Origin of the sequence: Pseudoalteromonas sp. NGC95 (assembly GCF_015864705.1) — a bacterium.
Lineage (GTDB): Bacteria > Pseudomonadota > Gammaproteobacteria > Enterobacterales > Alteromonadaceae > Pseudoalteromonas > Pseudoalteromonas arctica.
Map to the genome: position 1 here is coordinate 83,707 of NZ_JADYWR010000002.1, position 26,256 is coordinate 109,962.

A 26,256-nucleotide genomic window follows, 5' to 3' on the forward strand; every position below is an offset into this window, starting at 1 on the left:
TTGATATCAATAATAAGCATCTAGACGCTCGAAATAACACAGTAAACAGGGTACATTGAGACTATAAATAACGCAAAATTTAATCAGCCTAGGAAAAACCATGAGCCTTAAGCGCATTACCCAGTTTTTTAACCCAAGCTCAGTGGCCGTTATTGGTGCCTCTAATATATCAACTCGTGCTGGTTTTGTGGTTATGCGCAACTTACTTCAAGGCGGTTTTAAAGGGCCGATAATGCCCGTTACTCCGAGCCATAGCGCAGTACATGGCGTACTTGCTTACCCCTCTATTGCTGACTTACCAAAAGTACCCGACCTTGCTGTTATTTGTACTAACAAAAATACCTTAATTGATATTATTGAGCAGCTTGGAGAGCTTGGCTGTAAAACGGCGATTGTTATTGCAGATGGGCTTTCTGGAGAGCAAAAAAGCGCGCTTAAAGCATGCGCTCAAGCCAAACAGGTTACTTTGCTTGGACCCAATTGTTTGGGCTTGCTGATCCCTCATATTGGTTTAAATGCGAGCTTTTCACATACAGTAGCAAGCCCAGGTAAAATTGCATTTGTATCGCAATCAGCAGCAGTATGCTCAACCATTTTAGATTGGGCTAAAAACAAAGAAATTGGATTTTCATATTTTGTATCGGTAGGTGATTGCCTTGATATAAACTTTAATGAACTACTCGACTTTTTAGGTCGTGATGCTAAAACCAAAGCTATTTTACTCTACATTGATAACATTGAAGATATTCGTGGCTTTATATCAGCAGCAAGAGCTGCGGCCTTTAGTAAACCTGTAATTGCAATTAAAACAGGTAAAACAAGTGCAGGCGCACTTGCAGCCGAAATTCACACCGGAGGAAAGCAAAGCTCTGATGCTGTTTACGATGCGTTATTTCAACGAGCGGGTATGCTGCGCGTAAATGATTTACGAGAGCTATTTGCAGCGACACAAACACTCGCCATGCATCCAAAATTATTAAAAGTAGAGCAACTAACAATTTTAACTAATGGTGGCGGCCCGGGTGTTATGGCCGTTGATGAGCTAATTCAAAGCTCCGGTAAATTAGCCGAGTTGAGCGCTGAAACCCGAAATGCGCTAAATAAAGTAATTCCGCAATCAGAAACCACCTCAAATCCTGTGGATATTTTTGGCGATTCAGCACCTGCGCGTTATAAGCAAGCATTAGAAATTTTACTGCACGCAAAAGAAGTTAAAAACTTACTGATTATCCATACTCCCTCAGCGCTTGCGCCCAGCGAAGACTACGCCAACATTATTGTAGAAACCTTACAAACATTACCTAAAATGGCGCGCCCTTACGTTATAACTAATTTTATGGGTGAAGACGCATCTTACGCCGCCAGAAAAGTGTGCTCAAACAACGCAATACCAACTTATAGAACACCAGAGGGTGCTGTTGGCGCGTTTATGCACTTGGTAACGTATCGCCGTAACCAAAAGCATTTAACGCAAACACCTGAGTCGAATACAGATGACGCAAAAATAAATAAAGTAGCAGCTAAAGCGCTTATTAATGAGTTTTTAGATGACGGACAAAGCTACTTACCTACCCATCAGGCAAGCCAAATATTAAATCACTATGGTATTACATGCATTCAAACTGAGGTGGCTTACACCCCAACAGAAGCCAGAGAGCAAGCCATAGAACTTGGTTTTCCGGTCGCGTTAAAACTTATTAGCCCAAGTATTGCTTCAAAGTCTGAAGTAGGTGGTGTGGTGCTTAACTTAAACGATGCCAACGAGGTTGAACAAACCGCTTTTGCAATGCTTATCCGTATTAAAAACACTTATCCGGATGCTGTTATTGAAGGGTTTTCATTACAAAAAATGGCGCCGCGAGCAGGCGCAAATGAGCTGCGAATTGCAATTAAAACCGAGCCTAATTTTGGTCCTGTTATATTATTAGGTGAAGCAGGAACCGGCCTTGAATATGCGCAAGCCGCTGTTGCTCTGCCTCCACTAAATATGAATTTAGCAAAGTATTTAATTGCCGCAGCGCACGATAAAGGCGTACTAAAGGAGCGCATATTACCCGAAAAAGTTGATAAGTATCGTTTATGTGCACTGCTAACGCGTATTTCTCAGTTAGTTATTGATCAACCTGACATAAGCTCAATGGAACTTAATCCTATACTTGCCAGTAATGGACAGTTTTTAGTGCTCGATGCCACCATGACACTTAGCCGTTATCAAACTCAGAGCAATCGTAAGCGCTTATCTATTCGTCCCTACCCTATTGAACTTGTTGAAGTGGTAACACTTAAAAACAACACCCAAGCTACGCTCAGACCAATAAAGCCAGAAGATGAACAAGCTCATAAAGCATTTGACGAGTCACTTAATAAAGAAGACAGATATAAACGCTTTTTTGGCGAACTACCACAATTTAACCACGATCAACTCGCGAAAATGACGCAAATTGATTACGACCGTGAAATGGCGTTTATTGTTTGCCAACGCTTTGAAGGTAAAACTCGCACATTAGGTGTGTCTCGCGTCATTATGGACCCCGATAATCTGCATGCTGAGTTTGCCATTGTAGTACGCTCAGATTGCCAAGGTTTAGGGCTTGGTCGCATACTAATGAGTGCAGCAATTAACCACTGTAAACGTCAAGGTGTGGAATCGATTGAAGGCATAACCTTACCAGAGAATACAGGGATGATTGAGCTTGCCCGTAAGTTAGGTTTTAAAATTAGTCGCGACTTTGAAGAAGGCAGTATTAATATGGTACTTAAACTTAAATAATGAATGAACCACACACTTTAAGACAAAAAATGGCTTGCCTGTTTGAAGGCACAGGCCAGTACCATCGAGCAGGACATATTCTTGATATTGCACTCATTAGCTTAATAATGATCAACGTTGTAGCCATTGTTATTGAGTCAATCCCAAGTGTGGCAGAGCAGTATTACAACGAATTCTTAGTTTTAGAAATTGTCTCGGTCGCTATTTTTGCTATTGAGTACTTAGCCAGGCTTTGGGCTTGCGTAGATAAAACACAATATGCAGCAATGGAAGGATCTCATACCAAACGTCGGCTTAGCTATTTTTTCTCTCCTTTGGCAATTGTTGATTTAATTGCGATTTTACCAAGCTTAATGATGTTTTTATTTCCTCTCGATTTACGTTTTTTACGCGTGCTCCGACTATTAAGGGTATTTAAACTCACTCGCTACTCACGCGCCATGCAGCTACTTTTAAAAGCCTTTAACGATGAAGGTAGTTCATTAATGGCTGCTTTTTTTATTATGGCCGTCGTGCTTATTTTAGCTTCATGCGGAATTTACTTAATTGAGCACGACATACAACCCGATAAATTTGGCTCTATTCCTGCGGCTATGTGGTGGGCAATGGCAACATTAACAACCGTTGGTTATGGCGATGTAGTACCTATAACACCATTGGGTAAGTTTTTCGGCGGGGTTATTACACTACTGAGCATGGGAATGGTTGCAATACCTACCGGTTTACTGGCGTCTAGTTTTTCAGAACAAATACGTAAACGCCGCCAATTTTTTGAAGATGCCGTACATGAACAAATTCAAGATGGCACTCTTAATGATACTCAACAAGAACACCTAGAAGAACTACGCTATAAATTAGGCTTGAGTAAACTAGAAGCTAATAAGGCCATTAAAACGCAGTTGAATGAGCATAATAGCCATTTGTTTTGCAGGCACTGCGGTAAAAGGCCTTAAATAAGTACTGCTATTATTAATTAAATATATCACTCCAATTACGATTAATAAGCGGGAGTACTTCGGTATTAGGTACCGGTTTACTAAATAAGTACCCTTGAAAATGCATGCATCCTCGCGCCTTTAAAAAGGCGAGTTGGTGCGAGCTTTCTACGCCTTCAGCTACACATTCTTTACCTAAACTATCTGCAAGCGCGAGTATTGATTGAATAATAGCTTCATCGTCAGAATCTATGCCTATGTCTTGTACAAAGCTTCTATCTATTTTTAATACATCAATAGGAAAACGCTTTAAATAAGTAAGCGATGCGTAACCCGTACCAAAATCATCCATATACAATCTACAGCCCAACTTTTTAAGTTGTTCCATGCTGTGTAGCGCTTCTTTTGAATCACGCATTAATATTGATTCGGTTATTTCAAAAACAATTGCCTCAGACGATACTCCTGAATTACTTAACGCTTTTTTAATTTCAGGAACAAGGTCTTTAAACTCAAAATCAAGAGCCGATAAATTAATAGATAAATACAGGCTAGGTGAGGCTTTTCGCCACTCTTTTAGCTCTAATAAAGCGCGCGCAAAAGTCTGCAGCATAATTTTTGTAATTAGGCCTATACCTTCTGCTGCCACCGAAAACTCTTGAGTTTGCACAAGCTTATTTTCAGGCCAACGCAGCAGTACTTCAAAGCCTTCTGTTTTTTGACTTTCAGCGTTAATGATAGGCTGGTAGTAATTACAAAATTCTTCTTCTTGATACGCTTTAGTTAGCTGAGACTCAAGATGCAGCGCTCTTTGAACATGCTGATTCATCTCTTGCTTATAAAACTGATAACGCCCCTCTAAAGAGTCTTTTGCATGATATAACGCTATGCTCGCAGCTTTTAAAAGCGCAGAGCCTTGCTGTGCATCATCTGGTGATATAGACACACCAATACTTAAATTAACGTTTACAACTTGGCCATTAATCGTAATATTTTGATTCACACAATCCATCAACTTAGTGCATATAATGAGTACTTGTTCGATTTGCTGAATATCTTCCACCAGTACTACAAATTCATCGCCACCAAATCGAGCAACACTATCAGATGGACGCAAGGAGCATTTTAAACGCTCAGCGACTTCTTTAATTAGCTCATCAGCAACTGCATGCCCCAAAGAGTCATTAAAGTATTTAAAACGCTTAATATTTATATGTAATAAAGCGACTTTACATTCGTGAAATTTTGCTTGCTCAAGGGCGTGTTCAACGCGGTCATTAAATAACGTACGATTTGGCAACCCTGTTAAGGCATCGTAGTTGGCCAATAAGTGCAGCTCATTTTCGGCTGATTTTTGTGCATTTATATCGGTTAAAATAATGACATAGCTATTAAGGCGCTGTTCGTTATCGGCCACTGCACTTATTTTCACAAGTACATGGCGTGGCTCACCACTTGCTAAAACTACACTATCTTCACACGAAAAGTGCTCTCCAATAGATAGCTTTTGCATTATACGTAAATAATCAAAACGATTGCTGCGCGATATACCTAAATTTAATGCTCGACTAGATAACGACTCAGCAGAGAAGTTAAAGGCAGTTTGCAGTGATTTATTAGAAGCCCGAATATTTAAATTTTTATCGAGGATAAACACCCAATCACGTGTTTGCTCAAATGCTGCCGTAAATAGTAAAGCGTGTTCTTCAAACACCATCTCACGGGTCATATTTGTGTAGGTACCCGCTACTTTTTGTGGCGTTTTATCATCCCACTCAACGACTTTTCCAAAATCCTTATACCAGCGCCAATAGCCTTTTGCATGGCGCAGGCGGTAGGTGCAATTAAAGTAACCTTTATCGGTAGATAAAAACTCAAGCCACTCTAAGCGAAATAGCTGTTTGTCTTGCGGATGAATTTTAGATAAATATTCATCTAGGCTCACGGTTTCATTTTCGTAGCCTAACTCACTCGCTAAGCGAGGTTGGTAAATACTTGGATTACTTGATTCCCAATCCCAAACACCCGATTCGCTGCCTTCAAGCGCTAGCTTTAAACGCGCTTCGCTTTCTTTACTTTCTTTATTTGCTGCCAATAAAATACGCTGAATTTTATTACGGCGCATAACCCACATAGCAACAAAGCCAATAAACAGCATGCCGTAAAGCACCATAAAATAAGGTGCACGCCAAAGTGGATACTTTACTTTTATTTTTAAAATAGCAGGCGAGGTATATTCGCCAGTCAGGGGGTCTTTAGCCCAAACTTTTAATTGATAATTACCTGGATTCAATTTTGGAAACAATACACGGTTGTTATTTCGGGTATAACTTTTTTGTCCGTTATCGAGTTGATACTCATAAATGATGCGTTCTTGATTACTAAATGCCATGGCCGAAAATGCAACTTCAAGCCCTATATCATCATGGTTTAACACAACCTCGTTGAGCGGTTGTTTTAAATCAAGCGATAAATCTCGTGACATTAAATCAACTCGCGTAATATTTACGTGATCAATAAGCGACTGATAGTTTTGGTTTTCCATTGGATGAAAATAAGTAAAACCTTTTAAGCTACCATACGCAATATGGCCATCTTTAAGCTGTGCCATGGCGTTGCTATTAAACTCAGCAGAGAGTAGCCCTTCTGATGTAGAAAATTGCTGAAAATGAAGTGTTTCTGGGTTTAATCGCCAAATGCCTTTATGGCTACTCATCCAGATCATGCCATCATCATCTAGCACCATATCGTATAGCAGAGTGCCTAATTTATTCCTCTCTAAATCGATTGTATGGACTAATTGATAGGTAGATGCGTCAAGGCCTATTAAGCCGAAATTAGAAAGTGATATCCACAATATATTGTTGTTATCAATTAAGTAAGAAAGCACACTAATGGCTACGTTTTCATGCTGTTTTGGCACTTTATAAATCATTTTAAGTGCTAAATCACTTGGGTTTACTTGGTATAAAATACCGGCATTAAAAAATAATGGTGAATCTGGTTTATTGCTCAGCGCAGGTAAAAAACCATGGGCTAAAAAGGGTTCAAATTGATCAAACTGGCCACCCAAACGCGTTATTACTTGAGAATCTATATTGTATATAAATACCCCATGATCTGAGTGCACAAAGTATAGATCGCCATTTGGCATTAATGTAACGCCATGTACCCTACCGGTAATTAGCTCCTGATTAGCAGGGTTATGTACTTTAGGTTCGCTAACTTGATGCGTTACAGGGTCAAAAATAAACAAACCACGGTTCGTATAAAGCCATAAATTATTTTTATAAGGCGTTATTTCATATACGGTAAACTCAGTGGTGAGTAAGTCGACTTTGTAATCTTTTAAATAAGCTTTACCAATATTTGTTTTTAAATCAACCTCGGTAATACCGTTATGCGTTGCAAGCCAAAGCTTGTCTTTATATTCGGTAATTCCCCAGATAGAGTGATGCGATAAACCATCCCCCCCGAGCAAAGTGCCATCGACATTATTAAAATGATAGCTGTCGTGAGATAAGTAAAACGCACCATCAGTCTTAGTCGCAACCCACGTACCACCCGATTTATCTTTTGCCATATCAATAATACTGGTATCGGCAAGTGTGTACTTACTTTGGGCTATTCGAGTGTTTTTAATCATCTCCCCGGTGTTTAAATCAAATTTAAACAAGCCTTTGTCGGTAGCTAAATCTATTGTTCCGTGTTCGTTTACTATGCTCCAAACATTTAGGTCACTTAGTAATACTTTACTTTTAAAAGGTAAATCTGGGCGTTCAAACATTTTTGATAAGTTACTAATATCAACTTCGTATAAACCTTGGACCGCCCCTACTAACAACTGTTTATTTTCACCTAATGCGAACGACTTAACATTATTTTGGTAAATATGCTCAGCTTCACCTTTTAAGTGCTGCAGGGGTCTAACTTGCTCTGTAGCAATATCAAATACGTATGCGCCATGGCTTGTACCTATAAATATATAACCATTGTAAGCAAATAGCTTTCTCACAAGGGTATTTTTATATTTAGCCGGAAGCTCAAAAATAGTTGTGATTTTTCCGGTTGCTATATCAAGCTTTGCAAAGTCGCGGCCTCGCCCAATCCAAAGTGTTTTTTTATCAACGGCCACCATACTAAACACAGACTGATTGATAATCTCTTCTTCACTGGTAGGTTTTTCTAGAAATTGCTGATATGAATCTGTTACGGGGTCGTACCTAAATAGGCCTGCAAGTAACGAGGCAATCCAAATGTGCCCTTGAGGGTCTTGGTAAATACGATCAATGATCGCTTCTTCTAATTCACCATTAGGGCCGTTTATTGGAATAACTTGATAGCCATCATAACGATTAAGCCCAGCCTCAGTAGAAAGCCAAAGGTAACCATTAGTGTCGATAAGCATTGTATTAACGTAGCTTTGCGATAAGCCTTCGCTTGGAGATAAACGTTTTACTTGTGCGCCTACTTGGCAACTTAGGATAGTTATTAAAACTACAAAGCAACTAATAATCCCATTAACGCATTTACTCATGCTTATTCCATATTATTATTTATTATTATGGGTACTCTAGAGCGACTATATTTCGATGTTTGTAAGTATCAAAAAGTACTTGTAAAGCAAGAGTATATGTTAACACCTGGTTAAAACCAATAGCACAATATAAATCAACTACGTTTTTATATGCGAAGGTATTAATCATCTTATCTTGCGACTTTAAGAGTGTTGATAATAGCTGTTTAGCAACACCTTTACCGCGATGTTCCAGCGCAACAAACACGGTAGATAAAAATAAAAACTCTGTTTTATCTTGCAGCCTACATGCTGCAACTATTTCATTATTATAGTAAGTAACCCATACCTTATCTTGTTTATTAGCCCGCCCTCTTACATTATGTTTTTTATAAAATTTATTAACGAGTGGAACTTTTAGCCCATCCAGCAACTCAACTGTATACATTTTTATATCAACACTTAGCTAAGCATTAGCGCTAAATATTGCTCAAATTTTTGCTTCAAAACCATTTGTTCAGCCATTGGACGGCTATGGATTGTATTATAAACTTGCTCTCTCGTTTTTTTATTTCGCTTAATTTGATACGCCCAAAAAGACGCTTCATAATCTAACTGAATTTGGTATTTTTCTTCACGTGGCAATAGGCATAAATTAAAACTCACAATACTTCCTCATTCGCTTTTAAAATTATTTGATTAACCCCGAAACTGGGCAAGAGGTAATCTCCTTGTTATTATACGCGTCTTATTTTATTTATTTCTGTAGTAATTGGAACTGATAATGAATAGACATTTTAGTATCTTGTTATTATTGGTAAATTTATTTTTTAGTGCCTCTTGTTTTAGTCATCAATACAACCTCACTTTTAATCGTCCGCAAAGTACACCACAAGCTGATTATGCCTTAGAGTTATTAAAGTTAGCATACGCAGATATCGGTTTTAAAATACATATAATCGATTTTAGTCACCAAAATGCTTTGCTAGCTGCAAATAATGGCGTACTTGATGGGCAGTTAGGAAGAGATGCAAGCGTTGAAAAAAATTACGAAAACTTAATTAGGGTCGATTATGAGCTCTTTAAGTTTGACTTAGTATTGTATAAAAACTGTTTACCTAGCAGTTTAGAACAGCTCGATAGCGTCGCAATTGTTGATGGCTACCCTGTCCAAGAACATTATTTAGCAAGCACACAGTTTGCAGGGAATATTATTAAAGTTAAAAGCATGAATACCCAACTTAATTTGCTTGCTCAGAAAAAAGTACAGGGAGCTTTAATGATTAACTTTATAATGCAAAACAATGAGCTACCTTCACCTCAAGGTTGCTTTGTAAAAGAAGTGCTGAATACTTATCCGCTTTATCATTATTTAAATAAGCGTAATGAAAACTTGGTAGAAAAGCTTAAAATGTCATTAATTAACTTAACTAACAATGGCACTGTGTACGCACTAAGAGCCAAGTATGGATTAAGCTTTTAAAAGTCGAACCCTTGCTGCTGCGCCTGTGTGCTTGGCACTGCATTTTGCTGCTTTTTTTGAAGATAACGTTTGTAGCGCTGCTGGCACAAACTAAGCACCTTCTTTTTTTGGTCGTTAGTTAAGGTATTCCACGAAAAGCGTTCATCCCGACTACGATAACACCCTTTGCAATACCCTCTGTTATTAACTAAGCAAATACTCTTGCAAGGACTTGGAATATCAAATATTTCAATTTGTTGCATGCATAAGTACCGCCCAGTTGAAGAGGAGGTATTAGTATAGCGTTATTTTTGAGCAAAAAAAAAGCAGCAATTTAATTGCTGCTTAGTTTCATTGAGCTGTGAGTATTAATGTTCACAGCTATTAGTATTTATCTCTGTTTTACGGTGAAATGGCTTAGCATACATAGCTAGCACTAATGGTTTTAACTCTTCAGGTACACAAGCTAAACGTTGTTCAAATGTCGCTGTATCAGGAGAGTCTATTACCGCATCTTTACAACCACCAGCGATGTAATTGCCTGGGTGTAAATAAAACGAATCAACAATTTGCCTATCAATTGTTTTAGCAAGCTCTTCAGCACTATCACATTTAGATTCAATTGGTTGCCCAAATGCTAAATGCACGTGCCCTTTAGCAGTACTAAAGCCTTCAACAATGCTCGCAATATCTTCACCAGCCGATTTAACGTACTCACCATGATGCTGCTTGTGGTAAAGCTCTTTGGCTTTAGCAATTGCACACGGCTCATATTGATAAGAAATAGAAACAGGCACTATTTTTAACTCTTTAATATAATCGCCAAACTCTTTCTTTTGTTTACGCCCATTTAATTGCAGCATTTTTAAAAGCGCAGGATCAGTTTGATCAAAACCGTCTTTTGCACGCCCTTCTTTTTGCGCAATCCAAATAGAATTTCCACCGACCACAGAATCGTAAATGTATGACGATAATTGAGTCAGTGCTTTTAGCATCTCTTTTGGTGCTTTAGCAGAGCGCTTAACTATAAAGCTTTTATTTAGACGCATAAGCTCAGTAATGTAAGGTATTTGCAATAAATTATCGCCAATAGCAATACGCACTGTTTTCATTTTATGTTGGTATAAACCCCAGTTAACTAATGCAGGATCAAGCACTATGTCTCTGTGGTTTGAAATAAATAAATAGGCCTGGTTAGCATCTAACTGTTCTAACCCAGAAAAGGTAACTTTTGATGTGGTGCGTTTCACTAGTTTATCTAAGTATTGTGCCACTTCATTTTGCACATCTTCAACGGTGCTTACTTTGCCCCATTTTTTGCGTAACTGACTTCTTACCATTGGACGCGCAATAAAAGGCACTGCCGATAAAAAGCGCGGTAAATTATACTTTGCTATTACATCAATAAACGCATCATCGTTAATTAAACGTGTAAGCGACGCCGCAACTTCGTCGTCGTTGTATGGGCGTATATCTGCGTATTTATCTTCTAATTCACTCATTACTACATCTACAATGTTAAAAAACGGTACGCCAAAGCGCACCGTTTATGTCTATATCCGATTATAACTCAGCCAATCTAAAATGCGAAATAACCAAAAAAACGATTTTTATTTTTAGCAACTTGTTTTAAAGCCGAGTTTAATTACCTTCTATGACCATGAGCTTGCTTAAAAGTGCAAAAATCTGATCAGTCTAGCAAAATACCATGTTCTCAATCTGCTAGTGGGCAGACCACTAATACAAAGCCCTCTAATCATTTGGTAGTAATACCATTAACAAAGCCTTTCTTTCGTAGTACCTTAAGCTCGTATTTTAGATTTTTGATGGATCGTAGGCATCTTTTTACGATTTTAACTCTTTCAGATCCACTTATTTTAGGGCTCATAATGAACATTACTATTCTTGATAACGCAACGTTAGCTAAAACGTCTCTTACTGGTATTGAACAACTTGGTAAATTAACGACTTATGAACTTACTAGCCCAGAGCAAGTTATTGAACATTGCCAAGGCGCTGATGTATTAATCACTAATAAAGCAGTTTTAAATCGCGACACTATTAGCAAACTTACACAGCTTAAATTAATTTGCGTAAGTGCAACTGGTACTAATAATGTTGATCTAGAAGCCGCTAAAGAATTTGGTATTGCCGTAACTAATGTAGCTGGCTATTCAACACCTTCTGTTGTTCAACATACGTTTTCTTTAATTACTAACTTACTGGGTAACACACACCGCTATCAGGCGGATTGCCAGCAAGGCGCGTGGCAAAAAAGTGAAATGTTTTGCATACTCGATTACAGCTTTAACGACTTACAAGGTAAAACATTTGCCATTATAGGCGGTGGTACGCTAGGTAAAGGCGTTGCTAAAGTGGCTGAGGCATTTGGCGCAAATGTTATTGTTGCAGAGCGCAAAGGTGTTAAATGTCGCGACGGTCGTACGCCTTTTGAAGACGTCATTAAAACAGCCGATATAATCAGCGTACACTGCCCGCTAACAGATGAAACACGTGATTTAATTGCACTTAATGAGCTTAAAATGATGAAGCCAAGCGCTATAATTATTAATACAGCACGTGGTGGAATTATTAACGAATCCGACTTAGCTACAGCACTTGAGCAAAACCTAATTGCTGGAGCCGGTGTTGATGTACTAACTAAAGAACCTGCTGAGCTTTCAAACCCACTTGCTAATTACAAAGGTAATAACCTTTTACTTACTCCACATATAGCATGGGCAAGCACCGAATCTATTGTGCGTTTAATTAATGAAGTAAGTTTAAATATTGCTGCATTTAATAAAGGCGAATCACGTAACCGCTTGGTGTAGTGATTTTATTGTAGTAATCAAATAAGCTAAAAAATGGCTGTTTTTACTAATACATTTAATATTTTATTAGATAAAAACAGCTTAACCCCCTTAACAAACTGATTAATAACAACTTATAAATATGGTCTACTCTTTGCTTTAATACAGCTAATAACCAATTAAAAATCTTATTAAGGTAAATAAAAATGAAAAAATCACTTTTAGCAGCCGCTTTAATCGCTCCATTTTTAACAGGCTGTGTTATTGCCGTATCAGATGGTGAAGCTGAGACTCATTGGGCTGGTAAGAATTCATCTAGCTGGCAAGCACAACATAAAAATAATCGTGAAGTTATATCAGAGCTAAAAATGGATAGCAGTTACCAATCTGTTTTGACGCAATTAAAAACGCCTAATTTCACAGAGCTATTAAAAAAAGATGACGATGTATACCAAGTACTTTTTTATGTAACTCATAGCAAGCATTCAGATTCTAAAACAACGAAAGATGAATGTACGCCACTTGTATTTAAAAATGATAAGTTAGTGGGCATTGGTGAAACCGCTTTAGGTATGATCACGCAGTAACCAATAAAAAATGTTTGATACAAAAACGCCAATATATGAATATTGGCGTTTTTGTATATTAAGTTTTTAGAGTGCAACTATTCTATCTCGCCCTGCATCTTTAGCGGCATATAGGCCTAAATCGGCCTCTTCTAATAACGCTTGCTCAGCATACACTTTTCCACTTTGAGTAGTGGCAATACCTATACTAATAGTGATGTGGTCTGCATTTAATGAGCCTTTATGTTCTATATTCAAAGCATTTACAGCATTGCGTAATTTATTAGCAAACTCCATAGCTTCATGCCTATTCATTCCAGGTAATACAGCTGCAAATTCTTCACCACCATAACGAGCTATAAAGTCACTACCACGTTCACATTGAGCTGCGAGTGCTTGTGCAACATCCTTTAAACATTCATCGCCAGCACGATGTCCGTAGCAATCGTTGTAACGCTTAAAGTGGTCTATATCCATAAGTAACACTGATAGCGGGGTTCCACTGCGTTTACTTCGGCGCCATTCACGAGCTAAGTTTTCGTCTAGGTAGCGTCTATTTGGGATTTCAGTTAAGCCGTCGATTGAGGCTAACATTTCTAGCAGATCATTTTTTTGCTTTATAAGTAATTGGTTACGAACCCTAACACGCACAATAGAAGGGCTAAATGGCTTGGTGATATAATCCATAGCACCGAGCTCTAGGCCCTTAGCTTCGTCATCATGGCTACGATTAGCTGATATAAATATAACGGGGATCGATTGAGTTATCGGATTTTCTTTAAGTTGCACAAGCACTTCATAGCCGTCAATTCCTGGCATAATCACATCAAGGATAATTAAATCAACTTGCGCAGTTTTTACAAAGGTCAGTGCTTTTTCACCACTTTCAACTAAGAATACCTCGTGTTCTACTTTAAGTGTTTTTTCAAGTACTAATCTGTTGATTGGATCATCATCTACAATAAGTACTTTAGCTCTTTTCGACATCCCTAGCCCCTACCCCTTTTATAAAAACAATTACCTGTTCTAACTGCATAATAAGCTCTTTCAGTGTTATTTCAACAGGCTTGTTAGTTGTTTTAAGTGTTCTTTCACACAATAAAGCGCAGTGAGACAATCGTCTAAAACCTAAATTACCTGCTACACCTTTTATACTATGCACTAAGCGTACCAAATCATCCTTATTGGTTGTTTCTTCTATTTGCAATAGCTGGGTTTCGCATAAATTAGCAAATTTACCAATCATTGTATTGAGGAGCTTTTCATCCATACTAAACTGCGTTAATGCGAATGATTTTTCAAAAAAGCTTGGTTTAACTAAGTTTAAATCGGCAATTGCATCAATAAGTACCTTAGCAACAACTGGTTTAGTTAAATGCTTATTCATACCGCACTTTAAAGAACGTTCAATATCAGCGGGTTCACAATGAGCCGTTAAAGCAAAAATAGGCAGTTGCTTTGCGTCAAACTGTTGACGAATTAAAGCCGTAGCTTGGCAGCCATCTATTTGCGGCATTTGCACATCCATCAATATTAAGTCAGGCTTTAAAACTTGCAATAATTCCATGCCGATAGATGCGCTTAAAGCGGTAACAACACTTACGTTTGCTTGGCGTAATACACTGCTAATTATTTCTAAATTAAGTTGATTATCATCAATGGCTAATACAAGTAGACCCGATATATCAACTTTAGTTTCAGCAATATTATATATTACGGCATTGGTACTAGCTTTAGGCTGTTGCTGAGAGTTCAAGCTAAATAGCCTTTGTCCCAATGCCGATGCTTTAACGTGATGCGCAGCTAAATGCTCACTTGTTGGTAAATTAAGTGTGTGCTGATGATTAATAATAATTACCGATGTTTCTTTAGCTGATAACGAATCATTAATTGCTTCAACATTTAAAAGTGCAGGTAAATCGGCCGCATCGATTATTATTTGCTGAGTATTGGAGAGCTTAATTGGGTATTTGAGTACTTCATCTAAATTAATATTAGCAAGCTCTGCATAAGCATTTGTTACTTGCTTAAGTTCTTTGCTTTGATCCGATAAAATAGCCAATGTATTAGTCGGCAACATTGTATTTTTAGTGCTATCAACCAAAAAGCTAACGCTGAAGTAAAACTCACAGCCATGGCCTTTTTTACTCTTTAAAGCAATCTCCCCTCCCATTAATGACACCGCATGTTTAACAATCGCTAAACCTAACCCAACACCATGATGTATACGTGTTGAAGACTCATCACCTTGCGTAAAGGCGTCAAATAAACGCCTCTGATCGGCTTCATCTATACCCATACCGGTATCAATTACTTTAAAGCAAATATGCTGTTGCTCTAGGCTATCGCTTTCAATAAGTTCCATTTTTAAAGTGATAGAACCTGTTTTCGTAAACTTAACAGCATTTGTTAATAAGTTACCTAATATTTGCTGTAAACGTATACTGTCGCATATCAAATCAGTCGCTATTAACGGGTCAATATCAATAACAAATTCAATACCTTTTCCTTCGCACAATGGAGCCGTTAAACTTTCGCAGATATCCACCAGCTCAACCATGCTAAAAGATGCTTGTTTTAAATCGGTTTGCGAACTTTCTATGCGTGCAAAATCAAGCATTCTATTGAGCATTAGTAACAAGCTTTGTGCTGCATGCTTAGCTTGATCCGTTTGTTGTAATTGCTTTTGCGTTAATCCTTGCTCAATAAGCATATCGAGCAGCCCTAAAACAGCATTAAGAGGAGTGCGTATTTCATGACTTAAATTGGCTATAAAGCGACTTTTAGCAAGGGTTGCTCGTTCGGCATCTAGTTTTGATTTAGTTAATGCGCTCACATCCTGAATGTGAATAACATAATAAGCTGGGTCGCGGTTTTCATCCCATACCAGCGATACACTCAGTTGCAACCAACTTGTTAAGCGCCCTTGAGCAAGCGTTAAGTGGTATACGCGTTTTTTGTCATCTAGCAATTGCGCTAAAGTGCTTTTTATTTGCTGCCATTGAGTATCGTCAAACAATGCTTTTAACTGCTCACCAACCAGTACTGACTGTTCAGAAAACTGCTTTCTTGCCGCTTTATTTACTTGTAATATTGTGTGCTCAAGCGAGAGTAAAACCACACAGTTAGCCGCAAATTCAATCGCACTTCTAAATTTAGATTCTGATGCTTTTAAGGCCAATAATGCTTGTTGCTGTTCGGTAATATCGCGACCAATACCCATAGTCCCCAACAGATGTTGGTGCTCGTTATAAAAAGGTGCAATAGTAAGTTGATACGTTTTTTTATCGGTTTCTATTCGCTGTTCAACACTGTTTCTATTTTGTAATACTTGTTTTTCAAGCGCATTTATTTGTTGATCGTTATCACCTAAATCATCTACATATTTACCGACTAATGCAGTTTGATCTTTACCGATGTACGCCTCAAATGCTTTATTGCATCCTAAGAATGATCCATCAATATTTTTAAAATAAATAAGATCTGGCACACTGTTTAGCATAGTGTTGAGCAAAGCCAAGTGACGCTCTTTTGCTTCGTAACTGCGGCTTAGCTTTTCTGATTGCAACTGAACCTGGTCGTCCAGAGCTTTATTTGCACTTTGTAATGAATCAACTAACTGTTTGTTTTTAGTAAATACACGCTTCACTTTAGAAAACCAAGGCTGCCAGCTCAGCGGTACTTTATAATCGAGCTGCACTTCTTGCTGTGTACCGTTACTCTCTAGGTACGACATTAAGTGAGTCATTGGCTTAATAAAAATGCGCTGGCTTAACCAAAAAAACACGCCAAACATAATACTTAAAAATAGCGTTAAAAATGCAAACTCTAATAGTATTTCATACTTAATTGGGCTTATTAATTGAGGTTTGTGCTCGTAAAATGCTGCGTGAATAGGTAACTCATCCATAGGCTGCATAAAGTAATTACTATCACTAGTTAAGACTGTTTTTTTACTGTGGTGCTGGGCCAAATCAGGCCAATAATTTTTTAATGCTGTTGCTTGCTCTATTAACTGTTTAGAGCTGGCGATAACTTGATGTGATTGGTTCATAAAAACGTATTCACCACTGTTCGGTGAAACCTTTTTTAACCACCCAGAAATTGCCTGAACATCATAAATCAAAATAATGTAATCGGCTGAGCCAGTGCTTCGCTGTCGGCCAATAGCAAAATACGATTTATCATTCACTTTAACAATGGGACTTGAAGTAAGTTTGTTTGGTGAAAATTTTGGCTTGAATTTTCCATTTAGAATTTCAGTAAGCATTAAACTTTGGCTTTTGTTGCGCCTGCTTACATAAGCAAAACCATTATTATCAACATACGCTACAGCAGACAACGACTGCATTAATGCAAGCGTTGTATTAAACGAAGGCCCTAATGTAATAGCCTGCTGCCACTGCATTAATGCCTTAGCAGATAACGCAAACTCCCCCTTACCTACAATTTCAGTGCCTTGCTCACTAAAGTGACGGTAATAGTAACCATCATATTGATTTATGCCCTCGAGTAAGCTTTGGTTTATTTTTGGATAGGTCGTTTGTTCGTATAAGCTAAACATGGTGGTAAGTAGATTGCTCACCGACTCCATCCCATGAGTAACCTGTGCTGAAACATTCGTAAAATCGGCTTCGCGTTTTTCAACCGCCCGCTCAAGCTTTATATTATATAAGTGCAAGCACAGTAAAAAAGCGACAATCAATGGCACTAAAAGCGCAATGAATAATGAACGATAATAATGCTTCAGAGGTAAAAAATTCAATGTACTGCCTGCCATTTGGCTCGAAAATCAATCGATAGACTATCGAGCCAATTTGTTAAGCGCAAGTTATAAATTTTCTTCTGCAAATGACGCTAAGCGACTACGTACAACACCGTTGAGGTTTATAGTTGCGCTGCCTTCAAAGTTTTTAAAGCGCTCTACTATGTACGTTAAGCCCGATGTTACTGGCGTTAAATAGTTACTATCAATTTGCGCCAAGTTACCCGTACAAATTAATTTAGTACCTTCGCCGCAGCGGGTAATAATCGTTTTAAGTTGAGATGCCGTTAAATTTTGGCTCTCATCTAAAATGACCACCGCATTTTGAATGCTACGCCCACGCATAAAGTTAACCGATTTAAACTGAACATTAGCCTTCTCCATAATGTAGTTTCGGCTTGATATCGGATTTTCGTCGCCTTTGTGCAATACCTCCAGCGTATCGGTAATGGCTGCAAGCCATGGCGCCATTTTTTCCTCTTCAGTGCCTGGTAAAAAGCCAATGGACTCTGCTATTTCTGGCGTATTACGAGTGACTATTACTTTATCGTAAATACCTTTTTCGATGACCATTTCAAGGGCGCTGGCAAGTGCTAACAAGGTTTTACCGCACCCTGCTGGTCCTGTTAAAATAACAAGTTCAATACTTGTATCTAGCAGCGCATCAAGCGCCATTCCCTGATAAATATTTTTGGGCTTAACGCCCCATGCTTGTTGATGCATTAAACGCTCAACACCAATATCTTTGAGCGTTATGTGCTCGTTATCGTACGATTTAACACGCGCCGCAAACTGATCCCCTCCATCAAGTAAATATTCATTACAAAATACATCAGGTATTAAGTTTTTAGGTACATGATGAAACGTATCGCGTCCGTGTTGCTGCGTGTTACATTCCCCTACATGGTCCCAAAAATCACCTTCAATTTTTTTATAACCACTAGTGAGTAAGCTGATATCGTCAATAAGTTGATCGGTACGGTAATCCTCAACATATTTAAGCCCTGCGCCTTTGGCCTTTAAACGCATGTTTATGTCTTTTGTTACTAATATAACTTTTGAATCACTGTGCTGCTTTTGTAAATACACGGCGCAATTAATAATACGATGGTCGTTTTCGTTACCCGGCAGACCAGAAATGGAGTCGGCAAATAAATGGTCGTTTACAATAATGAGGGTACCTGCAGAGCTCGCTTTTCCCTTTTTGTTACTCGGCAGCGCCACGCCTTGTAGCATTTGCTCGGGCGTTGCATTTTTAAGTACTTCATCTAATCCACGAATAGCGACGCGCGCATCGCGGCTTACGTCGTGTTTTCTGTCTTTTATGTGGTCGAGCTCTTCAAGCACTGTCATCGGAATTACAACGTCATGTTCTTGAAAAGACAAATAAGCGAGGGGTTCGTGAAGTAGTACGTTGGTATCTAGCACATACATTTTACTTTCAAGGTTCGAAGCTTTTTCCATAGCACTTTCCTTACGTTTTATGATTTTTATGCTATACCAAAATAACTAAGTAAAACGGGCAAAACTTAAACCTGCAATACTTAATTGCCAAGGCATAATGTAAGTTTAGTCTATTTGTCATAAAAGTCCGTTTTATTACAAACTGTAATTAGTTTTGATTTACCTAAAAAAGAGTCATAAACAAGTTGTTTTAATAGTAATAATTAACACTTACAAAATTAATTAAAAGTGAGCCAAATAGCGCCTTGCAGTGGTGTTAGCTTACAGGTAACATAGCCGCCTTTTTCATCATAGACGAGACATACATGAATTTTTCCTTAGGTCAGCGTTGGATCAGTGATACAGAGTCAGATTTAGGATTAGGCACCGTTGTTGCCATTGAAGGCCGTCAGGTCAGCATATTATTTCCTGCCAGTGGTGAGAGCCGTGTTTATTCTTCGGCAGAAGCACCGGTTACCCGTGTGGCATTTAATCCTGGCGATGTGATCAAAAGCGTTGAAGAATGGGAATTAGAAGTAGAGTCTATTGAAGTACAAGGTGAGTTACTGTGTTATCACGGCACCCGTGTTGATAACGGCGAAACTGCCAAGCTTAAAGAAACCTTTTTAGATCATTTTATTAAGTTTAATAAACCACAAGATCGTTTATTTGCGGGCCAAGTCGATCGTTTTGATCGCTATACACTTCGCTACCAAACGTGGTTACATAAATTTGAACGTGAACAATCGCCTATTAAAGGCTTAATTGGTCAACGTGCTAATCTTATTCCGCACCAGCTTTACATTGCCCAAGAAGTGGGCAAACGTTTTGCACCACGCGTACTTTTATCAGATGAAGTAGGCCTTGGTAAAACAATTGAAGCAGGCATGATTTTACATCAACAAATTATTAGTGGTCGTGCGAGCCGCGTACTTATTGTTGTACCAGAAAATCTACAGCACCAATGGTTAGTAGAAATGCTACGCCGCTTTAACTTACATTTTTCTATTTTTGATGAAGAACGCTGCGACGAAGCGTTTGCAGATTCACCAAACGTGTTTGATACAGAGCAATTGGTACTTACCAGTCTTGAGTTTTTAACCAAGAAAAAACGCTGGTTTGAACAAGCAACGCTTGCTGATTGGGATTTACTAGTTATAGATGAAGCCCATCACCTAAGTATAAATAACGGCAAGCCAAGCTCAGAATACCAACGTATGGCAGAGCTTAGCCAAGATATTCCTGGCCTTATTTTACTTACAGCAACGCCTGATCAACTTGGTCACAGCAGTCACTTTGCACGTTTACAGTTACTCGATCCTGACCGTTTTTACGACTACGACGTGTTTAAAGAAGAAGAAGCAAATTATAAAGACGTTGCTGAAGCTGCAAATCAATTACTGCAAGAGCAAGGGCTAGACGACACAGCCAAAGCCACGCTAATTGAGCTATTAAAAGAAACCGATATTACTGATATTCTTGAAAAAGCACAGCAAGGTGATTTACCAGCACGTAAAGAAATACTTAACATGCTGCTCGATCGCCACGGCACGGGTCGTATATTATTCAGAAATAGCCGCAGCGGCATTGATGGCTACCCAAGTCGTAAATTACACGCCTACCCTATGGCACTGCCAAAGCAGTATAAAACGGCTATGTCGGTTCTCGGTAATATGGGCGGCATTCAAAACCCTGAACTAAGTGCACACCGCGCTCTTTTTCCCGAAAAAATATTTCAAGAGTTTGAGGGCGAAAGCGCAAGCTGGGGTTTATTTGACCCACGTGTAGATTGGTTAATCGAGACACTTAAAACGCTTAAGCGCGAAAAAGTACTACTTATATGTGCTAAAGCTGAAACAGCTATCAGCCTTGAGCAAATACTGCGTGAGCGCGAAGCAATTAAAGCATCGGTATTTCACGAAGGTATGTCTATTATTGAGCGTGACCGCGCTGCTGCATTTTTTGCAGACGAGTACGATAATGCACAAATATTATTGTGTTCAGAAATTGGCTCAGAAGGTCGTAATTTCCAGTTCTCGCATCACTTAGTACTGTTTGATTTACCACTGAACCCAGATTTACTAGAGCAGCGTATTGGTCGATTAGACCGTATAGGTCAAACACAAGATGTGAACATTCATGTGCCATATTTTGAAAACACCGCTCAAGAAGTATTGCTACGTTGGTACAACGAAGGTCTAGACGCATTCGAATCTACCTCTTCAACGGGGCAAATGCTTTATAAAGAGTTCCGTGATGATCTACTTGAATATATTTCTGCGCATAACTGCGATGAAGACGAACTCGATCCATTACTTGAGCAAGTAGCACAGCAAAATGCAGTACTTCGTAAAAAAATGGAAAGCGGACGAGATCGTTTACTAGAGCTACATTCATCGGGTCAAGGTGCTGCAGATTCACTTGTAGCTGAAATCGAAAAGCTCGACAATCAGTTTGAATTACCAAGCTACATGATCAACGTGTTCGACACATTTGGTGTAAGCCAAGAAGATAAAGGTGAAAATACCATTATCTTAAAACCAACTGAGCATATGTTAAACCCATCATTCCCATCGCTTAAAGAAGACGGTATGACCGTTACCTTTGATCGCGACACGGCACTTTCGCAAGAAGACGTGCACTTTGTTAGTTGGGATCACCCAATGGTGCAAGGCACCATGGATATGATTTGTGACGACGACTTTGGTAGCGCATCGGTTGCATTGCTTAAAAACAAAAAGTTACCGCCTGGTACCTTTTTTGTTGAGCTTATTTTTGTTGCAGAAGCAATGGCACCAAAAGTATTACAGGTTGGTCGCTTTTTACCGCCTACACCAATTCGTATATTGCTTGATAAAGCAGGTAATAATTTAGGTGAGAATGTGGCATTTGAAGGCTTTAATCAGCAGTTATCAGCCGTTGGCCGCCAAACAGCAAGTAAACTTGCAGGTGCACTACAAAGCGCTGTTCACCCTATGATTACTACCGCTAAAGATATGGCACAAGAAAAACTTGAAGTTATTCGTGCAGCGTCGCTTGTTAAAATGCAAACGTCACTCAGTGAAGAGCAAGAACGACTTGTTGCCCTTAAGCAGATTAACCCGAATATTCGCCAAGAAGAAATTACCTTCTACGATAAGCAACGCAACGACCTAACTACGTATATTGAAAAAACGCAGTTACAACTTGATGCAATTCGATTAATAGTGGTTTCACACTAGAGATTTTGGCTTTTAATCGCTAGTCTTTTAAGCTGACTCCAAAGTAAATTTGGAGTCAGCTTAAAAGCTTAATTAACTAAATAGCTGTATCTTTTTAAACTTCATTTTTAAAACCACGTGTTCTTATTTAGATGTGAGCTAACACTACCTATTTAGCTTTATACTAAGTCCTTTGTTGTGCTATCTATTTTTCTCAACATAGCCGTATCTAAAAAATCAAGCTGCGCTCTATACAGCTATTGTGTGGGATAGTTGATAGGTTTATTTTCCCTTGCATAAAGTTGTTTTTTTGTTAACCTACTCGCCTTCCATTTTAGTCTTTTTGAGGTGTTTATGGCGTTTCTATCTCGTTCGATATTGGCGTTGTCCATAGCGCTCTCAAGCAGCAGTGTCTTTGCTCAAGCCCAATGCGATGTTGAATTACGTCATGGTTTAATTATTACTGACGATGCGATTCGCATATTAGATAAAGGCCAGACTCGTGTACAAATTAATAACAATAACCAACTGTTTATTCGTGGTTATTGGGTTGATTTAAGCGATGACGAAAGCAAAGTACTCGAACAATTTAGTAATGGTATTCGCCACACAGTCCCCGAATTAGTAAACCTTGCTACCGATGGTGTTAACTTAGGTTTAAGCGCTATTGAACACGTAGTTGAAGGTATGTCAGACAAAGAACCTGAAGTACTTAAAACACAACTAAAGTATGTAGAGCGCGCGCTAATGGATAAGTTTAAGCGCGGCGATGACTTCTTTTTTATAGCCCCTCAGTCACTTTCGCAAATAGATGATTTTTTTACTAAAGAGATCAGCCAGCAAATTCACTCCGCAGTGCATGGATCGTTAGGTGCTATTTTGGTATCACTCGGAGATGCGTTCAAATCGCGCGAAGGTAATATAGAAGATCGCATTAACGACATGGGCCAACGCATGGATATTATCTCAAGAGAAATTGATAAGTCGCTACAAAAAAAGGCGCATCAATTAGAGCTTAAAGCTTCTGAGTATTGCGAATGTTTAAATGCACTCGATGTAACCGAGTCTCGCTTACAAGCAATAGTACCTGGTATGGCCGATTACGATTTAGTGCAAATAAAGTCTTAGTGTACGTATTCGTTTTTAGAATAAAATAACACCGAGTATAAATATACTCGGTGTTTTGCTTTATGATTGATTAAAAATAAGCGCTTCTACTTTTTATTCTAAATTGGTGAGCCCGGTGGGATTGGCAGCACTTTAAAGTTGTTTGGCCATTGCCCTTTAATTAAAAACTGATTTACTTGCTCAGCTAAATATTGCTTAAACGCACTCTCGCCAGTACTTGTATGGCTCAGCATTGAGTTTTGGTTAAAGTCTTCACTCAACTTAACTAAGTAGTAACGTAACTGCGCTTGCACTTCAGGGCTTGCACTATCGCTTGCTACTAAATCAGCCATAGCTTTTGCTGTTAAAAATTGCACGCGCTGAGTGATTTTACCTGTCATTGTATTAGGTGATGACACGTTAAACACTTGGCTATATAGCTCCTCAAGTAACTCATCTAAACTATAAAAGTCATTACTACGTGCTTGTTGCTGCGCTAAGCGATTTAAACGCTGTGCATTTAATAAAAGCGACAAGCTGTGCTGCACTGCAACCTCGGGTAATGCCATTGCATCGAGCGTTAACCCTGTGCGTCCAACTATGCTCTCGCGCGATTTAGACTCGCCATATGCTTTTGGCGGAATTAGCGATAACACAGATTCAGGAAGTAATAAGTTACTTGGCTTAAGCGTTTCAAAAATAGCGTTTACTGCTTCTTGCTGTGTTTTTTTATTAACGACTTGTGCGCCTTTTACGGGTGAGTCACCGCGTGTTTCGTATTCGTAATCAACACCGGCAATAAGCTTAACCGCAGCCTCAACCTGAAAACGGTGAAACAGATAAAGCGGAACTAGTTTTTCCTCTAATTGCGATAATGAATCACCCGTTTTAATATTATTAATACCAAACTGCGAAAGCGCTTTTTTACGTACGTCGAGTACTCGTAAAAGCTCCTGAGAAGGATTAGTGCCGTTATCCCATAGATGAGCTGTTGGATGTGCGCCACCTTTAGCACGAGCATCACTATCTGATATAAACTCAAGGCCTTTGGCTTTGTTCTCTTTTAAAATAGCAGCAAGTTCTGCGCTTTCATCTTGGTTAGTAAAATCGCTATAGCCATATTTAATTACTTGGGTATCCCACACGCCCATGCCTGTTGCATAGCCGCGCGTTAAATCAAGCTTACCTTGTTCATTAAAACTAAGTAGCGGATGTGGGTAATCCATTACTGAGGATCTATCCCCTACCGATGCTGCAAAGTTATGAGAAATACCTAACGTGTGGCCAATTTCATGTGCGCTTAATTGGCGAATACGATCAAGCGCCATTGCTTGCAAGTTTTTAGCAACTTCATTGCCTTTTAAATAAGGAGCAGCGAGTGCTTCGGCTATTAAAATATCTTGGCGAACACGCAATGAGCCAAGTGTTACGTGCCCTTTAAGTATTTCACCTGTACGTGGGTCGATTACCGAACTACCGTATGACCAACCACGCGTTGCACGGTGTACCCATTGAATGACGTTGTAACGAATATCCATAGGGTCGGCGCTACTTGGCAGCACTTTTACTATAAATGCATTTTTATATCCTGCCGCCGTAAATGCGTCGTTCCACCACTTTCCACCTTCAAGCAAAGCGCTTTTAACGGGCTCTGGAACGCCAGGATCAAGGTAATAAACAATTGGTTTAACAGGCTCACTAATAGGTAAACTTGAGTCCTTTTTAGTTAAACGATGGCGCGGTATATAACGCACGTACAGTGACTCACCAAGCGGCGCTGCGTAATCTTTATGTTCTATACTCCAAAAACCTGATTGCGGATTAAACTTGCGCGGCGTGTAGTTATCATCTGGTAATTGAATAAGTGAATGATGCATATGAACAGTAAGCGCATAAGGGTCGGCACTTACTTGGCGAACAAATTCACCTGGTTTTGTGCCTTTAAATGTAAGTACGGCTTCAAGCTCGGTGTTTTTTACAAATGCTTTTGAGCGATTCATATAAACGGCGCTACGTGATTCATCAAGGCTAAAGTTCCCTTGCTTACGTGCAGCAAGCGTGCGGCTTACGCCATGTACATCACTTAATAAATAAGGCGTATAATCAATAAGTGCTGTGGCTTTATCTTCTGCGACTACTTTAAAACCAGCAAGTATACTTGATGCAAACGCCTCTTTAATACTTTGCTGTTCGGCCTTGTTACTTGTGTTGGCACGATAGTAAGTATTTACAGCCCGCAGCATTACTTTGTCGCCAAAACGCTCAAACTGCACAAGGTGAGTATTACCAAGCTGACCTCTATCAAGGCCTATGTCGTTAGAGCCAATACCGTAAGGCAAGCTTTGCTGCAGTAAAAATTGTTGTTCAAACTTATCAACTTTTAAATATACTTTTCCGTTTTGGGTATCGTAAAAAAACGAATAATAGCCCGGAAAATGATTCATTTGCGTAGTAAATTCATCAATTGACTTAATTGCTGCGTGCGCTTGAGTTATGATAGAGCACAGCACAGTAAAGAATATGTAACTTAGTAGTGGTATTTTTTTCATAATCTTATCTTTGTTATTTGTGTTTTAAGTACGATTAGGTGGTCCCATTATAGGGTGCTATTTAAACAATACAGTTATTTAAGACGAATTTCAGCGCTCTAAGCTAATCTCTCTCACATTATGATTGGTT

General features: G+C 38.9%; 16 protein-coding genes. 7 read left to right on the forward strand and 9 right to left on the reverse strand.

The window, feature by feature from the left end; translation table 11 throughout:
* Positions 1 to 100 precede the first annotated feature (100 nt).
* Together I6E70_RS02760 and I6E70_RS02765 are read left to right on the forward strand one after the other, a co-directional pair.
* On the forward strand, positions 101 to 2,770 hold the full coding sequence (locus tag I6E70_RS02760; RefSeq protein WP_197187983.1) for a bifunctional acetate--CoA ligase family protein/GNAT family N-acetyltransferase: 2,670 nt from the start codon (positions 101 to 103) through the stop codon (positions 2,768 to 2,770).
* Positions 2,770 to 3,723, forward strand: coding sequence for an ion transporter (locus I6E70_RS02765; RefSeq protein WP_024590672.1), 954 nt, complete (start codon positions 2,770 to 2,772; stop codon positions 3,721 to 3,723). Before I6E70_RS02760 ends, I6E70_RS02765 begins: the two co-directional genes overlap by 1 nt.
* A gap of 16 nt (positions 3,724 to 3,739) precedes the next feature.
* Here the strand turns inward: I6E70_RS02765 and I6E70_RS02770 are convergent, their stop codons facing one another.
* The 3 genes from I6E70_RS02770 to I6E70_RS02780 are packed head-to-tail and all read right to left on the reverse strand — an operon-like array spanning position 3,740 to position 8,887.
* Positions 3,740 to 8,242 carry an EAL domain-containing protein gene (locus I6E70_RS02770; RefSeq protein WP_197151654.1) on the reverse strand — a complete coding sequence of 1,501 codons (4,503 nt, stop codon included), beginning with the start codon at positions 8,240 to 8,242 and terminating at the stop codon, positions 3,740 to 3,742.
* A 25-nt stretch (positions 8,243 to 8,267) separates the two neighbouring features.
* Entirely contained in the window at positions 8,268 to 8,669 is a 402-nt protein-coding gene (locus tag I6E70_RS02775; protein ID WP_024592829.1) for a GNAT family N-acetyltransferase, read from the reverse strand.
* A 14-nt stretch (positions 8,670 to 8,683) separates the two neighbouring features.
* Positions 8,684 to 8,887, reverse strand: a complete 204-nt coding sequence (locus tag I6E70_RS02780; RefSeq protein WP_002962585.1) for a DUF3283 family protein — start codon at positions 8,885 to 8,887, stop codon at positions 8,684 to 8,686.
* Positions 8,888 to 9,005: 118 nt separating this feature from the next.
* On the opposite strand from I6E70_RS02780, the gene I6E70_RS02785 reads away from it, so the two are divergent.
* Positions 9,006 to 9,704, forward strand: a complete 699-nt coding sequence (locus I6E70_RS02785; protein WP_165722137.1) for a substrate-binding periplasmic protein — start codon at positions 9,006 to 9,008, stop codon at positions 9,702 to 9,704.
* Here the strand turns inward: I6E70_RS02785 and I6E70_RS02790 are convergent.
* Both I6E70_RS02790 and I6E70_RS02795 read right to left on the reverse strand, forming a co-directional pair.
* On the reverse strand, positions 9,701 to 9,946 hold the full coding sequence (locus I6E70_RS02790; protein WP_007586940.1) for a DUF1289 domain-containing protein: 246 nt from the start codon (positions 9,944 to 9,946) through the stop codon (positions 9,701 to 9,703). The two genes, I6E70_RS02785 and I6E70_RS02790, sit on opposite strands and share 4 nt — an antisense overlap.
* A gap of 105 nt (positions 9,947 to 10,051) precedes the next feature.
* Positions 10,052 to 11,185, reverse strand: a complete 1,134-nt coding sequence (locus I6E70_RS02795; RefSeq protein ID WP_024590668.1) for a 1-acyl-sn-glycerol-3-phosphate acyltransferase — start codon at positions 11,183 to 11,185, stop codon at positions 10,052 to 10,054.
* Between the two features lie 387 nt (positions 11,186 to 11,572).
* On the opposite strand from I6E70_RS02795, the gene I6E70_RS02800 reads away from it, so the two are divergent.
* Positions 11,573 to 12,517, forward strand: coding sequence for a D-2-hydroxyacid dehydrogenase (locus I6E70_RS02800; protein ID WP_007586942.1), 945 nt, complete (start codon positions 11,573 to 11,575; stop codon positions 12,515 to 12,517).
* Between the two features lie 185 nt (positions 12,518 to 12,702).
* A complete protein-coding gene (locus I6E70_RS02805; RefSeq protein WP_007586943.1) occupies positions 12,703 to 13,083 on the forward strand; it encodes a DUF3192 domain-containing protein in 381 nt (126 codons plus the stop codon).
* A gap of 66 nt (positions 13,084 to 13,149) precedes the next feature.
* Here I6E70_RS02805 and I6E70_RS02810 read toward each other — a convergent pair whose 3' ends face one another.
* Genes I6E70_RS02810 through I6E70_RS02820 form a run of 3 tightly spaced genes read right to left on the reverse strand, consistent with a single transcriptional unit; the run spans position 13,150 to position 19,291 of the window.
* Positions 13,150 to 14,049, reverse strand: coding sequence for a diguanylate cyclase (locus I6E70_RS02810; protein ID WP_197187984.1), 900 nt, complete (start codon positions 14,047 to 14,049; stop codon positions 13,150 to 13,152).
* Positions 14,033 to 17,842 carry a PAS domain-containing hybrid sensor histidine kinase/response regulator gene (locus I6E70_RS02815; protein WP_197187985.1) on the reverse strand — a complete coding sequence of 1,270 codons (3,810 nt, stop codon included), beginning with the start codon at positions 17,840 to 17,842 and terminating at the stop codon, positions 14,033 to 14,035. The genes I6E70_RS02810 and I6E70_RS02815 overlap by 17 nt, the downstream gene beginning before the upstream one ends.
* A 51-nt stretch (positions 17,843 to 17,893) precedes the next feature.
* Positions 17,894 to 19,291: a PhoH family protein gene (locus I6E70_RS02820; protein WP_197187986.1), complete on the reverse strand. Its 1,398-nt coding sequence runs from the start codon at positions 19,289 to 19,291 to the stop codon at positions 17,894 to 17,896.
* Positions 19,292 to 19,596: 305 nt separating this feature from the next.
* On the opposite strand from I6E70_RS02820, the gene rapA reads away from it, so the two are divergent.
* The gene (gene rapA, locus I6E70_RS02825) at positions 19,597 to 22,491 is read left to right on the forward strand and encodes an RNA polymerase-associated protein RapA (protein WP_121954782.1); all 2,895 of its coding nucleotides are present in this window, start codon (positions 19,597 to 19,599) and stop codon (positions 22,489 to 22,491) included.
* Positions 22,492 to 22,824: 333 nt separating this feature from the next.
* Positions 22,825 to 23,598 carry a YggN family protein gene (locus tag I6E70_RS02830; protein ID WP_007581974.1) on the forward strand — a complete coding sequence of 258 codons (774 nt, stop codon included), beginning with the start codon at positions 22,825 to 22,827 and terminating at the stop codon, positions 23,596 to 23,598.
* Positions 23,599 to 23,696: 98 nt separating this feature from the next.
* On the opposite strand, the gene I6E70_RS02835 is transcribed toward I6E70_RS02830, so the two are convergent.
* Positions 23,697 to 26,126 carry a zinc-dependent metalloprotease gene (locus tag I6E70_RS02835; protein ID WP_197187987.1) on the reverse strand — a complete coding sequence of 810 codons (2,430 nt, stop codon included), beginning with the start codon at positions 26,124 to 26,126 and terminating at the stop codon, positions 23,697 to 23,699.
* Positions 26,127 to 26,256 lie beyond the last annotated feature (130 nt).

Coding starts and splice junctions, on each gene's coding strand:
- I6E70_RS02770 (WP_197151654.1), bottom strand. CDS start 8,242: ATGAGTAAATGCGTTAATGGGATTATTAGTTGCTTTGTAGTTTTAATA.
- I6E70_RS02830 (WP_007581974.1), top strand. CDS start 22,825: ATGGCGTTTCTATCTCGTTCGATATTGGCGTTGTCCATAGCGCTCTCA.
- I6E70_RS02820 (WP_197187986.1), bottom strand. CDS start 19,291: ATGGAAAAAGCTTCGAACCTTGAAAGTAAAATGTATGTGCTAGATACC.
- I6E70_RS02785 (WP_165722137.1), top strand. CDS start 9,006: ATGAATAGACATTTTAGTATCTTGTTATTATTGGTAAATTTATTTTTT.
- I6E70_RS02810 (WP_197187984.1), bottom strand. CDS start 14,049: ATGTCGAAAAGAGCTAAAGTACTTATTGTAGATGATGATCCAATCAAC.
- I6E70_RS02765 (WP_024590672.1), top strand. CDS start 2,770: ATGAATGAACCACACACTTTAAGACAAAAAATGGCTTGCCTGTTTGAA.
- I6E70_RS02835 (WP_197187987.1), bottom strand. CDS start 26,126: ATGAAAAAAATACCACTACTAAGTTACATATTCTTTACTGTGCTGTGC.
- I6E70_RS02775 (WP_024592829.1), bottom strand. CDS start 8,669: ATGTATACAGTTGAGTTGCTGGATGGGCTAAAAGTTCCACTCGTTAAT.
- I6E70_RS02805 (WP_007586943.1), top strand. CDS start 12,703: ATGAAAAAATCACTTTTAGCAGCCGCTTTAATCGCTCCATTTTTAACA.
- I6E70_RS02790 (WP_007586940.1), bottom strand. CDS start 9,946: ATGCAACAAATTGAAATATTTGATATTCCAAGTCCTTGCAAGAGTATT.
- rapA (WP_121954782.1), top strand. CDS start 19,597: ATGAATTTTTCCTTAGGTCAGCGTTGGATCAGTGATACAGAGTCAGAT.
- I6E70_RS02760 (WP_197187983.1), top strand. CDS start 101: ATGAGCCTTAAGCGCATTACCCAGTTTTTTAACCCAAGCTCAGTGGCC.
- I6E70_RS02815 (WP_197187985.1), bottom strand. CDS start 17,842: ATGGCAGGCAGTACATTGAATTTTTTACCTCTGAAGCATTATTATCGT.
- I6E70_RS02800 (WP_007586942.1), top strand. CDS start 11,573: ATGAACATTACTATTCTTGATAACGCAACGTTAGCTAAAACGTCTCTT.
- I6E70_RS02795 (WP_024590668.1), bottom strand. CDS start 11,185: ATGAGTGAATTAGAAGATAAATACGCAGATATACGCCCATACAACGAC.